Raw genomic sequence first — 12,890 nt, forward strand, 5'->3', positions numbered from 1 at the left:
CGCTCCTCACCCCCGGATCAGCGCCTCGCGCTCGGCCGGCGTCAGCGGGCGCCAGCGGCCTTCGGGCAGGTCGCCCAGCTCGATCGGGCCGACGCGATGGCGGAACAGGTCGATGACGTCCAGTTCCACGAGGTCGCACATGCGGCGGATCTGGCGGTTGCGGCCCTCGGTCAGCACGAAGCGCAGGGTTTCCTGGCCCAGGCGGTCGACGACGGCGCGCTTGAGCTTGCGGCCGTCCAGCTCCAGGCCGTGGCGCAGCCAGTCGATCTTCTCGCGGGTCAGCTCGCCGCGAACCCGGACGCGGTATTCCTTTTCCAGCGTCGACTCCGGGCCGATCACGGCCTTGGCCACCACGCCGTCCTCGGACAGGATCAGCAGGCCGCGGGAGTCCATGTCCAGGCGACCGACCGGGGCCAGCTTGCTGTCGCGGCCGGGCACGGGGCCGGGCTGGCCGAACTGGGCGGCCTTGGTCAGCAGGCGCACGGCCGGGATCTGCTCGCCCTCGGGCTGGGACGAGACGATGCCGACAGGCTTGTGGATCATCACCGTCATGGCCGCGCCCAGCTTGGCGGTCGCGCCGTCGTTCAGCACCAGGGTCTGGCCGGGCAGGATCTTGCGGCCGGCGTCTTCCACCACCTCGCCGTCGATGGTCACCAGGCCCTGGCCGATCAGGGCCTCGGCCTCGCGGCGCGAGCAGACCCCGCTCTGGGCCAGCCACTTGTTGACGCGCTGAGGCTCGGCCTCGTCGTAGGTGCGGGTCCAGGCCATGGGATCAGTCGACTTTCGGGGGATAGGCGTGGGTCTGGCCGCGCGGGTCTTCCACCGCGCCGGCGTCTAGATAGGTGGGGCCGATCGGAACCTTGCCGTGGCCGTCGGGGATGTCGAGCACGTAGGTCGGCTGGCACAGGCCCGAATAGCGGCCGCGAATGGCCTTCATCAGCGCCTGGCCTTCCTCGACCGAGGTGCGCAGGTGGCTGGTGCCGGGGGCGAGATCCCCTTGGTGCAGGTAGTAGGGCTTCACCCGGGTCTCGACCAGCGCCCGCATCAGCGCGCCCAGGCTTTCGGGATCGTCGTTGACGCCCTTCAAGAGCACGGTCTGGCCGATCATCGGCACGCCCGCATCCACGAGGCGCGCGCAGGCGGCGCGGGCGGCGGGGGTCAGTTCGCGGGCATGGTTGGCGTGCAGGGCGACATAGACGGCCTTGGAGCCCCGCTTGAGCGCCGCCACCAATTCGGGGGTCACCGCCGCTGGATCCACGGAAGGAATACGCGTGTGAAAGCGCACGACCTTGACGTGCTCGATCGCTTCGAGCCGGTCCATCAGGTCGGCGATGCGGCGCGGCGACAGCACGAAGGGATCCCCGCCGGTGACGATCACCTCCCAGATCTGCGGGCGGGCGGCGACATAGGCGAAGGCCGCGTCCAGCTCGTCCGGCGACAGGGTCTTGAGGCCCTCGGGGCCGACCATCTCGCGCCGGAAGCAGAACCGGCAGTAGACCGCGCAGGTGTGGGTGGGCTTCAGCAGCACCCGGTCGGGATAGCGGTGGACGATCCCCTCGACCGGGCTGTGGGCGAAGTCGCCGATCGGGTCTTCGGACTCGGCGGGCAGGGTCGTCAGCTCGGCTTCGTCGGCCACGAACTGGCGCGCGATCGGGTCGAACGGATCGGCCTCGTCGATCAGTTGGGCCATGTCGGGCGTGATGGCCACCGCGTACTGGGCGGCCACGCGCTCCAGCGCCGGCAGGCGGTCGGCGGCGACGAGTCCGGCCTCGGCCAGGGCGCCGGCGCTGCGGAGGGTCTTCTTGGCGGCGATCATGATCGCTGCGGGATATGCGCCGAACGGGCGTGGTTGGCAAATCTGGGCGTGGGCGTGGCGGTCATTGTCGCTGCCCCCCTTGGCTCGTCATCCCGGGCGGAGGGCCGCGTAGCGGACCGCAGACCCGGGACCCAGGGGGCTGGGCGCGTGCGCCTGGATCAAGCGCCCCGGCGGTCGCCAGCGCACTGCAGTGACCCCTGGGTCCCGGCTCTCCGCTTCGCTCCGGCCGGGATGACGGCGGGGGGAGCGGCAACCTCACCGCGGGCTGTGGATCGGCACGCTGCCGGGCCAGGGCTCGGGGCTGAAGGGCGAGGAGGGGGCGCGGTCGAGCGCGGCCATCAGGGCGAGCGCCAGGGCGCCGCCGACGAGCAGCAGTTTCATCGTCTTGATCCTGTTAGATGCGGTGGTGGGGGAGGGCGGCCGCAAGGAGACAATCGCAAATGCCAGCTCGCTTTACGAACGATGGCTTCTGCGCCAGGTTGTGAGTCTGGCTAACGGAGACCGCCCGCGTTGCGCCTTCCGCCCTTCAGCTCGCTGGTCGCTCTTGAAGCGGCCTATCGTCATCGCGGCTACAGCCGCGCCGCCGACGAACTGCACGTCACCCACGGCGCCGTCAGCCAGCAGATCCGCAAGCTGGAGGAGGAGCTGGGCGCGGTCCTGTTCCGGCGCGAGGGCAACGACATGGTCCCCACGCCCACCGCCCGGCGCCTGGCCGAGCACGTGGCCGAGGCCCTTTCGATCCTCAAGGCCGGAGTGCAGACCGCGCGCCAGACCCTGGCTGGGCCGCTGGTGATCAGCGCGACCTCGGCCTTCGCCAGCCGATGGCTGGTGACGCGCCTGGCCCGTCTGGCCGCCGACACCGGCGAGGCCGACCTGCAACTGCGCATCGAGGACCGCAAGGCGGATTTGCGCACCGACGGCGTCGACATCGCCCTGCGCTTCGGGCGCGGGCCCTGGGAGGGGCTTGAGTCGATCCCGCTGCTTGGCGAGCGCCTCTTTCCCGTCTGCTCGCCGGGCTTTCTCGAGACCTATCCGATGAGCGGTCCGGCCGACCTTCTGACCGTGCCGCTGCTGCGTCACACCGGGGTGCACTGGGCCGTCTGGTTCCGGGGCATGGGCCTGGAGCCGCCGCAGATGATCACCGGCATCGCCTTCGACGACACCTCGGTGATGCTCGACGCCGCCGCGCAGGGCATCGGCGTCGCGCTTGCCCGCGAGGGCCTGTCCGATCGCGACCTGCGCGACGGCCGGCTGGTGCGGCCCTTCGCCGGCGAGGTCGAGGTCGAGACCGGCCACCACGTCGTTTGGCGCGCCGACGCGCCCCGCCTGTCGCGGATCCTCAAGGTGCGCGACTGGTTGCTGGCCGAGGTGGGGCGCGAGGTGTAGGCGTCTATCCCCACCATCGTCATCCCGGATAAGCCCTGCGGGCTTTCCGGGATGACGAACCTGGGGGGACGATAAAGTTACGTTCCCGGCGCCCAGTCCGCGCCCGGGATCGTATTGACCATCCACGGAATGCCGAACCGGTCGGTCAGGCTGCCATAGCCCGGCGACCAGAAGGTGGCCGCGAACGGCATCCCCACCTTGCCTCCCTCGGACAGGGCCTCGAACACCCGCCTGGCCTCGGCGGCGTCCTCGGTGTGGAAGGTGACGTCGAAGCCGTTCTTGGGCTTGTCGATATTGGGGGCGAACTCGGGCGGCATGTCGGCGCCCATCAGCGACTGGTCGCCGACGTCGAGCCAGGCGTGCATCAGCCAGTCCTTGTATTTCGGATCGACCGGCATGTCGGGCGGGCCCTCGCCGAACGAAAAGGCCGAGGTGACCTTGCCGCCCAGCACCTCGGCGTAGAAATCGAAGGCCTGGCGGCATTCGCCTTGGAAGCTCAGGCTGGTGACGATCTTCATGGCGGGTCTCCCATGTTCCGCTGCTGATATCCGAACCATAGGACGTGCGAGCCCGGCCGGAACCGACAATCCGCCTCAAAAAGGATCGCTCACACCTCCGCCACCGGAACCCACAGCACCTCGTCGATGCGTCGTGCGCCGGTGGCCAGCAGCACCAGGCGGTCGAAGCCCAGGGCCGAGCCCGCCGAGGCCGGCATGTGTTCCAGGGCGGCCAGGAAGTCGTCATCAATGGGGTAGCGCTCGCCGTAGACGCGCTGCTTCTCGTCCATCTCGGCCACGAACCGGCGGCGCTGCTCGGCCGCGTCGGTCAGTTCGCCGAAGGCGTTGGCCAGCTCCACCCCGCAGGCATAGAGCTCGAAGCGCTCGGCCACGCGCGGATCGCCCGGCTTGGGCCGCGCCAGCGCGGCTTCCGCCGTGGGGTACTCGCACAGCACGGTGGGGCGGCCGATGCCGAGGTTGGGCTCGACCTTCTCGACGATCACCCGGCTGAAGACGTCGGCCCAGGTGTCGTCGGCCGACACCCGGACGCCGGCCGCCGTGGCCGAGGCCGCCAGAACGTCGCGATCAGTCTGGCCGCCCTCGCCGAGGCTGGCCAGCAGGTCGACGCCGGCGTGGCGCATGAAGGCGTCGGCCACCGTCAGCCGTTCGGGCGCGGCGAAGGGATCGCACTCCAGGCCCCGGAAGCTGAACAGTTTCGTCCCCGCCGTCTCCGCCGCCAGGGCCAGCAGGGCGGCGCAGTCGTCCATAAGGGTCTCGTAGGGCTCGCCGACCCTGTACCACTCCAGCATCGTGAATTCCGGATGGTGCAGGGGGCCGCGCTCGCGGTTACGCCACACCTTGCCCAGGCTGAAGATCCGCTGCTCGCCCGCGGCCAGCAGCTTCTTGCAGGCGAATTCCGGGGAGGTGTGCAGGTGCATCTCGGCGCGCTGGCCCGACAGGCTGATCGCTTCCGTCGAAAAGGCGTGCAGGTGCGCTTCGTTGCCGGGCGAGACCTGGAGGCAGGCCGCGTCGATCTCCAGGAAGTCGCGCTGGGCGAACCAGTCGCGCACCGCCGCCGTGATCCGATTGCGGGCCAGCAGGAACGGACGGCGGTCCTGGTGCTTGCTCGGGGTCCACCAGGGAGAAGAGGAGGGGGCTGGCACTTGGGGTCTCGGCGGTTCGACACGACGGAAGGGCTGGCGATCTAGCCCCGTTCGCTATAGAGGGGCACACGGATTCATCTGCAATATACGCGCGCGCGGTCTACGCGCCGTCGCCCGATCTTCGAGGACTCTCACGTGAAGGTAGCCGCCAGCTCGCTCCGCAAGGGCGCCGTCGTCGACATGGATGGCAAGCTCTATGTCGTCCTGACCGTCGACAACATCCACCCGGGCAAGGGCACCCCGGTGACCCAGCTCAACATGCGCCGCATCAGCGACGGCGTGAAGGTGTCGGAACGCTACCGCACCACCGAGCAGGTCGAGCGCGCCTTCGTCGACCAGCGCAACCACACCTTCCTGTACCAGGACGGCGAGGGCTTCCACTTCATGAACCCGGAAAGCTACGACCAGCTCGTGGCCACCGAGGAAGTGATCGGCGACGCCGCGCCCTACCTGCAGGAGAACATGACGGTCCAGCTGTCGACCCACAACGACGTGCCGATCGCCATCGAACTGCCGCGCACCGTCGTTCTCGAGATCGTCGAGACCGAGCCGTCGGTGAAGGGCCAGACCGCTTCGTCGTCGTACAAGCCCGCCGTGCTCAGCAACGGCGTCAAGACCACCGTGCCGCCCTACATCACCGTGGGCACCCGCGTGATCATCCTGACGGAAGACAACAGCTATCAGGAACGCGCCAAGGACTGATCGTCCTTCGCGATCCGCAATTGAACAACCCCGGCGACCGAGAGGCCGCCGGGGTTTTTCTTGGTCGCTACTCCGCCGCCGCGACCTGGGGCGGGGCCAGGCGCGCCAGGGCCTCGGCAACGCCCGCGCCGTAGGCCGGGTCGGCCTTGGCGCAGTGGGCGATATGCCGTTGCTGCGCGTCGAGGTCGGCTCCGCCCAGCGAGCGGGCGGTGTTGTCGAACAGGGCCTGCTTCTGGACTTCGTCCATCAGGCGGAAGAGATCGCCCGGCTGCTGGTAGTGGTCGTCGTCGACGCGGTGGTCCCAGTGGGCGGCCGCGCCATCGAGGGCCAGCGGCGGCTCTGCCATGTGCGGATGGTCGATCCATTCGCCGCGGCTGTTGGGCCAGTAGGTCGGCGTCGCCCCCAGATTGCCGTCGACCCGCATCGCCCCATCGCGGTGATAGCTGTGATAGGGGCACTTGGGCGCGTTCACCGGGATGTGCACGTGGTTCACGCCCAGGCGATAGCGCTGGGCGTCGCCGTACGAAAAGAGGCGCGCCTGCAGCATCTTGTCGGGCGAGAAGCCGATCCCCGGCACGATGTTGGCCGGCGTGAACGCCGCCTGCTCGACCTCGGCGAAGACGTTCTGGGGATTGCGGTTCAGCTCCAGCACGCCGGCCTCGATCAGCGGGAACTCGCCCTTGGGCCAGACCTTGGTCAGGTCGAACGGATTGAAGCGGAAGGCCTTGGCCTGCGCGTCGGTCATGATCTGCACGTAGAGGGTCCAGCGCGGGAACTCGCCACGCTCGATGGCCTCGAACAGGTCGCGCTGGCTGCTCTCGCGGTCCTTGCCGACCAGGACCTCGGCCTCGCCGTCCGTCAGGTTCTCGATCGGCTGCTGGCTGCGGAAGTGGAACTTGACCCACACCCGCTCATTGGCCGCGTCGATGAAGCTGAAGGTGTGGCTGCCGAAGCCGTGCATGTGGCGATAGCCGCGCGGCAGGCCCCGGTCGCTCATCACGATCGTCACCTGGTGCAGGGCCTCGGGCAGCAGGGTCCAGAAGTCCCAGTTGTTCTGGGCGCTGCGCATGCCTGTGCGCGGGTCGCGCTTGACCGCGTGATTGAGGTCAGGAAAGCGCAGCGGATCGCGGAAGAAGAACACCGGGGTGTTGTTGCCCACCAGGTCCCAGTTGCCGTCCTCGGTATAGAACTTCACGGCGAAGCCGCGGATGTCGCGCTCGGCGTCGGCCGCCCCGCGCTCGCCGGCCACGGTCGAGAAGCGCAGGAACACCGGCGTCTCCTTGCCGACCTCGGAGAACAGCCTGGCCTTGGTGAAGCGGGTGATGTCGCCGGTCACCGTGAAGGTTCCATAGGCGCCCGAGCCCTTGGCGTGCATGCGCCGCTCGGGGATCACCTCGCGGTCGAAATGGGCCAGCTTCTCCAGCAGCCAGATGTCCTGCAGCAGGGCGGGACCGCGCGGGCCGGCGGTCTCGATGTTGACGTTGTCATGGACGGGCGCGCCGTTGGCGCGGGTGAAACGGGCGTCCGACATGGCGGCCTCCGGCGGTGTTGCGTGGCGGCGAGACTCGCCGATGGCGCCGGTTGCGGGCTTGAACGATCGCGTCGTTCAGAAGGTGCAAGTCGGGGCGAGGCGTAACGCTGCTACGGACAAAATTCGCAGAGCCGCCCTTGACCTGGTGTTATGTAATAACATTTAAGTCGCCTCGACCGTTCGCATCCGGAGTACCCCATGGCTCGCCACAACCACCTGCAACGGGGTCTCGACGGCGCTGCGATCGGCCTTTCGGGCCTGTGCCTGGTGCACTGCCTGGCCTTGCCGGCCATGGCCGCCCTGTTGCCGCTGGCCGCGAACCTGTCGCACGCCGAGTGGCTGCATCCGCTGTTCCTGGCCATGGCCGCGCCGATCTCGGTCTTCGCCCTGGCGCGCTCGGGCAACTGGAAGCGGCCCGGCATGGTGGCCCTGGCGGTCGCCGGCCTGTCGCTGATGGCGGCCGGCGCCTTCGTGCCGATGAACGACTGGGCCGAAGCCGCCCTGACCAGCCTGGGCGGCCTTGCTTTGGCCGGCGTCCACCTCCTCAACGCCCGGATCTGCTCCTGCGCCGAGCAGGCTGAACTCGAGCCGGCGGCTTAGTCACATGTCCGAACGCCTTCTGGACGTCGGGACGGCCTAGCTTTAGCGTCGTAACTTCGTTTGGGGGGATCATACATGAAGGGTCGTTTTGCTGTAGTTTTTGCGGGTCTGGCGCTTTTCGCATCGACCTCTGCATTCGCAGAAATCACCGTGCCGGAAGGTACTGAATTCGCGCTTCGCCTAGAGGAAGCAATATCCAGCGCCACGGCGACTGAAGGTGATCGATTTACGGTTAGCCTTGATGATGATGTCAAGCTGCCCGATGGAACTATACTGCGTGCTGGTTATCGCGGGGTTGGTGAAGTTGTCGAAGCTCGCGACAATGGAATGCTAGGCAAGAATGGAAAGCTGAACGTCCGCCTTGTGTATTTGAAGGTTGGTGACGACCGTATCCGACTTCGTGCAAACAAGGGCACCAAAGGGGAAACCCGAGTTGGAGCGACCGTAGCGACCGTCATTTTGTTTTGGCCGGCAGCACCTTTCATCAAGGGCAGGGATGTCTCCATAAAGAAGGGGACAATGATGACGGCATACGCTGACCAAGACACCAAGCTCTCAGCACTACCGCCGCCTCCTCCCGGAGGGGTCGACTGAGACCGGCTCATTCATCCAGGAACGCCGCCACCCAGAAGAACGGCGCGTTCCAGTTCACCGCCACCTCGTTCTGGGTGAAGGCGTCGATGCTGTCGGTCCAGCAGGTCTGGGCCGCGCACTTGCCTTCCATCGCCTTGGCCACGTCGTCGCTGAAGGCGGTGTTGTTGGGGCCGCCCGAGATCACCCCTGGCGGCGGGGCGGGGTACTTGCCCTTGCCCACCCAGAAGCGGTGGTGCGGATGCTTCATCGGCCGGGCGCCCCAGCCCGTCACATAGGACTGGTCCAGCGGGTTGCGGCCCAGCACGTAGTCCATGGCGTCGGCGGCGGCCTGGCGGTAGGCGGCCTTGCCGGTGAAGTCGTAGGCCAGGCCCAGCACCATGGCGCGGTTCATGACCACGCCGTTCGAGCCCCACACATAGCGCGTGCCCGCGTCCGGCAGGCGATAGCCGGCCTGGAGATCCTCGGCGGCGTACCTGTCGGCGGCGGCGACCATGCCCGCGCGAGCGGCGTCGCGGATCTGCGCCGGAACCTTGTCCGACAGGGCCAGCGAGATCACGCCCAGGGTTGAGGTCGAGCCCCAGCCCGGCGCCTCGGCCGGCTTGCCGGCGGCCGGCATGTGGGGCGAGCCCTGCACGACCTCGCCGTAGGACGCCTCGCCGGTGGTGGCCCACAGCTCGGCCGCGGCCCAGAACAGCTCGTCGCCCAGTTCGCCGTCTCCATAGCCGCCGCCACCGTTGAACTGGCTGTGGGCGTAGACTTCCGGATTGCGCCGCGCCGCGTCGAAGGCGCTGCGGGCGACCTTCAGGCAGCGGGCCGAGAACGCCGGGTCGATGGTCTTCCACACCCGCGCGCACTGGGCGGCGACGGCGGCCAGGTTCAGGGTCGCGCCGGTGGTGGGATGGTAGAGGTAGCGCGGCGCCGGATCCTCGTGCGGGGCGGTCGGCACGCCGGTCCAGTAGGCGTCGGTCAGCTTCTGGTGGGCCATGCCCGAGGCGTCGACCTGCGTGAGCGCCAGCTGTCCCTGCCCCTGCTTGCCGATCGGCAGGGCCATGCTTGTGCCCGGCGGTACCTGCATGCGCAGCAGGAACTCCAGCTCCCAGCGGGCCTCGTCCAGCAGGTCGGAGACGCCGTTGCCGGCCTCGGGAATGCGCTGGGCGCCGTCGGCGAAGTCGGGCGTCCTGCCCCGGGCGGCCAGGCGCTCGTGATAGTTCACCAGCGTCCAGACCGCGATGCCGCCGTTGACGACGTACTTGCCGTGGTCGCCGGCGTCGTACCAACCCTTGCTGGCGTTCAGCTCATAGCCGCAGCCGGCCCAGACCTGGCCGCGCTGGTCCTGGCCGTTGAAGCAGGTGGCGCGGTCGGGGGCGTGGGCGGCGGGACGCGCCAGCTTGGGATCGTCGCCGTTCCTGGCCTCGATCGCGATCCCGCTGCGGTTCTGGTAGAAAAAGGCCAGGGCGTCGCGCTTGAGCCGCGCATAGGGATGGGCGTCGATCGCGAACGGCCGGCTGGCCCGCTGGCCGACCTTCAGGCGATAGCCGTAGCCGGCCGGCGCGGCCGAGAAGTCGATCTGGTGCAGGCTTTCGCCCGACGCCGCGTCGGGGCCGACCACCCGGGTCTGGCCCTTGGCGACGATCCGGCCGTCCTTGTCTTCCAGCGTCCAGGCCAGGGGCGTCGTCGAGCTTTCCGGCAGCACCGCCAGCTTGCCCGCGCTTTCCAGCACCCCGACCTGGTTCAGGCGGATCGGCGCGATCGGTTCGGCCGCGAGGCTGGGCGAGGCGAGGGCGGCCAGGGCGGTCGCCGTCAGCAGGGCGAGCATCGAGCGGTGCGGCAAGGGCTTCCTCCGGGACGCGAAACAGATGGACGTCTTTTCGCGCCCCGGCGAGACCCTAGGCGATATCTGACAGCGTTGTCACGTGTCGGTGCGCGTCCGGCGCTGACCCTGGCCTGATCCCGCGCCGGACCGGTCGCCTAATAGCCGACGAACGGCAGCGAGGAGTGGTGAACGATGATCCGCAGTTGGCCCCGATCGTCCTTCTTGAACACCCAGGTCTTGTCGACCACGGTCGGATTGCCGTCCTTGTCGCGCAATTCCAGCCTGCCCATGGTGCTGGCCACCGCGCCGTTGATCTGGATGCCGACCGGCTTGTAGCTCACGCTGCGCCAGGGCAGCAGGGCGAAGCCGTCGTCATAGGGATAAGCTTTGTCGTGGCCGACGAAATAGGCCATGGCCCCGACCTTGGTCTTGCGGAAGGTCTGCGGTTCGCGGGTCAGGGTCGGCTTGAACAGCACCGGACCCAGGTCATAGCCGTAGGCCTTGTCGATGAAGGCGCTGGCCACGGCCTTGGCCTTTTCGAAATTGGCCTCGTTCTCGTCATAGGCCACCGAGATGGACACCAAGCCCTTGCCCCAGGCCTCGGTTGCGGCGATCACCTCGGCCTCCGAGATCCGCGGGGGGATGGCCTGCGCGGCGGCGGGCGCGGCCGAGCCGGCGAGGGCGGCCAGGGCGACGGCCGAGGCGATCAGCGAGCGGCGAGTGGTCGAGTTCATCGGGGTCGTATCTCCACGGAAAGGCGGCGGCCGACATGGGCCGCGCACGGTTGGCTGGACGCGGACGCTGACTGGTCACTGGGTCTTTCGAGCGCGAAGGACGTCTTCGAAGACCGGACGGCGCCATGGAGGGATGGCCGGAGACGCCCGTTCGAAAACGGGCGCGCTGACTCCGGCGCAGGTCTTGGTCGCCCCCCGAGACCCCGCCGGCACCTTTGGGAGAATTTGCCGATTTTGCAATCTATGAATGTATCGCGCGCATCCGCACGCAGCCAGGACCCTCGGGTCGAGGGACTGTCCGTCCGCGGCCGGCGCACGTCGGATCGCGCCCTCTAGACACCGGTGTCTTTCCCGCTACGACAGGGGCAACGAGACAAGAGGGAGGCGGCCGGATGATCGATCGTCGCGCGATGATGCTGCTGGCCGGCGCGAGCCTGGCCGCCGGTCCGGCCCTGGCCCAGTCGGGCGACGCGGCGCTGAAGGCTCTGCTGGACGGCTTCGCCAAGGGCGGAACCGCCGCCGACAGGCTGAAGACCCTGTCGGCCCTCGATCCCCAGGCCCTGTCGCCCAAGGCTCGCCTCGACTACGACGCCGTACGCATCGCCACGACGGCCGAGGCCGAGTTGGTGCGCCGCTTTGCCTTCGGCGCGGGCGTGGCCGGCCCCTATGTCGTCACCACTCGCTCCGGCGCCTGGCAGAAGGCCTCCGAGGCCTGGGGCGACGCCGCGCCGGCGATGGTCGCGCGCATCCAGGCCGAGACCGACCGGATCCGCCAGGACGCCGGGGCCGGCGTCGTGCCGCCTGCCTTCCTGATTGATCGCCTGGACAAGGCCCTGGTCGAGGCGCGGTCGAAGTCCTCGCCGTCGGTGGGTGGCGCGCTGAACGGCCAGCGAGAAGCCCTGCTGGCCCTCAAGCTCCGCGCCGGAACCGCCGCCGGGATGCGCTTCAAGGACCGCGAGGCCTACTACGCGGCGATGCTGAAAACCCAGCTGGGCGCCCCCATGACCCCGGTCGAGGCCCGCCGCCGGCTGGACGGGGCCATCAAGGACCTGCACGCCCGCGCCGACGTCCTGCTGAAGGCCCAGGGCCTGAGCCAGGGCGGGGTGGGCGAGCGCCTGCGGGCGCTGATGGCCGACGAGCGGTACCTGTATTCCGACGACGACGCCGGCCGCGACCGCGCCATCGCCGACATGGCGCCCTGGCTGGCCAAGGCCCGCGCGCGCCTGCCCCAGGCCTTCGGCGACCTGCCGGGCGCTGTCGACGCCGTCTCGGTGCGTCGGATGTCTCCCGCCGACGAGGCCGCAGGCCGCCAAGGCTATCGCGACCTGCCGTCGGCCGATGGGAAGAAGCCCGGCGCCTACTATGTGGACCTCAAACGCATCCGCGACCGGCCCAGTTGGAGCCTGCCGGCCGTGGTGCATCACGAGGTGCTGCCCGGCCACATGCTACAGATCCCCAAGGAGGAGCTGTCGGGCGCGCATCCCTACCGCTCGCGCGTGGCCTGTCCGGCGGCCATGGAGGGCTGGGCCGTCTATGCCGAGCATCTGGCCTGGGAGGCTGGCGCCTTCGACGGCGAGCCCTTGGCGCAGATCGGCGGCCTCTACTGGATCCTGTTCCGCGCCGCCCGCGCCCGCATGGACATCGGCATCCACCTGGAGGGCTGGACGCCGCAGCGGGCCATGGCCTTCCTGGCCGATGTGCAAGGCGCGCCGGTGATCTTCGCGCCCTTCGCCCAGGAGGTGGAACGCGCCGCCATCGCGCCCGGCGCGGCGGCGGGGCAGGGGATGTACTGGCTGGAACTGGCGCGCCTGCGCCGGGCGTGGGGCGGTACCCTGCGCGAGTTCCACGGCAAGGTGCTGGATCGCGGGACGCTGCCGCTGGCGATGATCGACTAGTCTCCTCCCCCGTGGAACGGGGGAGGGGGACCACGAAGTGGTGGAGGGGGCGAGACTGGGCTCAGTAGTGGCGGGGGGGGGGGGGGGGCGGCCCCCGGCCGCCCCCCCCCCCCCCCCCACCCCCCCCCCCCCCCCCCCCCACACACCAAAAGAACAAAC

Annotated in this window: 13 protein-coding genes and 1 pseudogene; 5 read left to right on the forward strand and 9 right to left on the reverse strand. The window is 69.2% G+C overall.

Annotated elements, in window-relative coordinates; translation table 11 throughout:
• Positions 1-6: 6 nt before the first annotated feature.
• The 4 genes and pseudogenes from P7A99_RS24300 to P7A99_RS24310 all read right to left on the reverse strand — a co-directional run bounded on the left by P7A99_RS24300 (position 7) and on the right by P7A99_RS24310 (position 2,197).
• Positions 7-768 (reverse strand): pseudouridine synthase, encoded by a 762-nt coding sequence (locus P7A99_RS24300; RefSeq protein WP_277796287.1) that lies wholly within the window; start codon positions 766-768, stop codon positions 7-9.
• 4 nt (positions 769-772) lie between these two features.
• Positions 773-1,816 carry a lysine-2,3-aminomutase-like protein gene (locus tag P7A99_RS24305; protein WP_431307704.1) on the reverse strand — a complete coding sequence of 348 codons (1,044 nt, stop codon included), beginning with the start codon at positions 1,814-1,816 and terminating at the stop codon, positions 773-775.
• A gap of 87 nt (positions 1,817-1,903) precedes the next feature.
• Positions 1,904-2,050 (reverse strand): annotated as a pseudogene (locus tag P7A99_RS25305) (hypothetical protein); the annotation flags it as partial.
• Between the two features lie 21 nt (positions 2,051-2,071).
• Complete coding sequence (locus tag P7A99_RS24310) at positions 2,072-2,197, reverse strand: hypothetical protein (protein WP_277796288.1); 126 nt, start codon at positions 2,195-2,197, stop codon at positions 2,072-2,074.
• Positions 2,198-2,326: 129 nt separating this feature from the next.
• Here P7A99_RS24310 and P7A99_RS24315 point away from each other — a divergent pair, with 129 nt between their 5' ends.
• Complete coding sequence (locus P7A99_RS24315) at positions 2,327-3,202, forward strand: LysR substrate-binding domain-containing protein (RefSeq protein WP_277796289.1); 876 nt, start codon at positions 2,327-2,329, stop codon at positions 3,200-3,202.
• Positions 3,203-3,279: 77 nt separating this feature from the next.
• Here the strand turns inward: P7A99_RS24315 and P7A99_RS24320 are convergent, their stop codons facing one another.
• Both P7A99_RS24320 and epmA read right to left on the reverse strand, forming a co-directional pair.
• Positions 3,280-3,720: a VOC family protein gene (locus P7A99_RS24320; protein ID WP_277796290.1), complete on the reverse strand. Its 441-nt coding sequence runs from the start codon at positions 3,718-3,720 to the stop codon at positions 3,280-3,282.
• Between the two features lie 89 nt (positions 3,721-3,809).
• Positions 3,810-4,862 carry an EF-P lysine aminoacylase EpmA gene (gene epmA, locus P7A99_RS24325; protein WP_277796291.1) on the reverse strand — a complete coding sequence of 351 codons (1,053 nt, stop codon included), beginning with the start codon at positions 4,860-4,862 and terminating at the stop codon, positions 3,810-3,812.
• A 135-nt stretch (positions 4,863-4,997) separates the two neighbouring features.
• Here epmA and efp point away from each other — a divergent pair, with 135 nt between their 5' ends.
• Complete coding sequence (efp, locus tag P7A99_RS24330; RefSeq protein WP_277796292.1) at positions 4,998-5,564, forward strand: elongation factor P; 567 nt, start codon at positions 4,998-5,000, stop codon at positions 5,562-5,564.
• Between the two features lie 67 nt (positions 5,565-5,631).
• Here efp and P7A99_RS24335 read toward each other — a convergent pair whose 3' ends face one another.
• Complete coding sequence (locus P7A99_RS24335; RefSeq protein WP_277796293.1) at positions 5,632-7,095, reverse strand: catalase; 1,464 nt, start codon at positions 7,093-7,095, stop codon at positions 5,632-5,634.
• Between the two features lie 198 nt (positions 7,096-7,293).
• On the opposite strand from P7A99_RS24335, the gene P7A99_RS24340 reads away from it, so the two are divergent.
• On the forward strand, positions 7,294-7,695 hold the full coding sequence (locus P7A99_RS24340; protein ID WP_277796294.1) for a MerC domain-containing protein: 402 nt from the start codon (positions 7,294-7,296) through the stop codon (positions 7,693-7,695).
• Positions 7,696-7,770: 75 nt separating this feature from the next.
• Positions 7,771-8,289, forward strand: a complete 519-nt coding sequence (locus P7A99_RS24345; RefSeq protein WP_277796295.1) for a hypothetical protein — start codon at positions 7,771-7,773, stop codon at positions 8,287-8,289.
• 7 nt (positions 8,290-8,296) lie between these two features.
• Here P7A99_RS24345 and P7A99_RS24350 read toward each other — a convergent pair whose 3' ends face one another.
• Both P7A99_RS24350 and P7A99_RS24355 read right to left on the reverse strand, forming a co-directional pair.
• Positions 8,297-10,120: a glycoside hydrolase family 9 protein gene (locus P7A99_RS24350; RefSeq protein WP_277796296.1), complete on the reverse strand. Its 1,824-nt coding sequence runs from the start codon at positions 10,118-10,120 to the stop codon at positions 8,297-8,299.
• Positions 10,121-10,257: 137 nt separating this feature from the next.
• Positions 10,258-10,836, reverse strand: coding sequence for a hypothetical protein (locus P7A99_RS24355; protein WP_277796297.1), 579 nt, complete (start codon positions 10,834-10,836; stop codon positions 10,258-10,260).
• A gap of 392 nt (positions 10,837-11,228) precedes the next feature.
• Here P7A99_RS24355 and P7A99_RS24360 point away from each other — a divergent pair, with 392 nt between their 5' ends.
• On the forward strand, positions 11,229-12,731 hold the full coding sequence (locus P7A99_RS24360; protein WP_277796298.1) for a DUF885 domain-containing protein: 1,503 nt from the start codon (positions 11,229-11,231) through the stop codon (positions 12,729-12,731).
• Positions 12,732-12,890: the final 159 nt, after the last annotated feature.

The organism is Caulobacter endophyticus (genome assembly GCF_029543245.1).
In the GTDB taxonomy this organism is placed as follows: Bacteria; Pseudomonadota; Alphaproteobacteria; order Caulobacterales; family Caulobacteraceae; genus Caulobacter; species Caulobacter endophyticus_A.

Bases quoted from the DNA above. Each gene is read 5' to 3' on its own strand.
- P7A99_RS24300 (WP_277796287.1), bottom strand. From the start codon at position 768: ATGGCCTGGACCCGCACCTACGACGAGGCCGAGCCTCAGCGCGTCAAC.
- P7A99_RS24305 (WP_431307704.1), bottom strand. From the start codon at position 1,816: ATGATCGCCGCCAAGAAGACCCTCCGCAGCGCCGGCGCCCTGGCCGAG.
- P7A99_RS24310 (WP_277796288.1), bottom strand. From the start codon at position 2,197: ATGAAACTGCTGCTCGTCGGCGGCGCCCTGGCGCTCGCCCTGATGGCC.
- P7A99_RS24320 (WP_277796290.1), bottom strand. From the start codon at position 3,720: ATGAAGATCGTCACCAGCCTGAGCTTCCAAGGCGAATGCCGCCAGGCC.
- P7A99_RS24335 (WP_277796293.1), bottom strand. From the start codon at position 7,095: ATGTCGGACGCCCGTTTCACCCGCGCCAACGGCGCGCCCGTCCATGAC.
- P7A99_RS24340 (WP_277796294.1), top strand. From the start codon at position 7,294: ATGGCTCGCCACAACCACCTGCAACGGGGTCTCGACGGCGCTGCGATC.
- P7A99_RS24345 (WP_277796295.1), top strand. From the start codon at position 7,771: ATGAAGGGTCGTTTTGCTGTAGTTTTTGCGGGTCTGGCGCTTTTCGCA.
- P7A99_RS24355 (WP_277796297.1), bottom strand. From the start codon at position 10,836: ATGAACTCGACCACTCGCCGCTCGCTGATCGCCTCGGCCGTCGCCCTG.
- P7A99_RS24360 (WP_277796298.1), top strand. From the start codon at position 11,229: ATGATCGATCGTCGCGCGATGATGCTGCTGGCCGGCGCGAGCCTGGCC.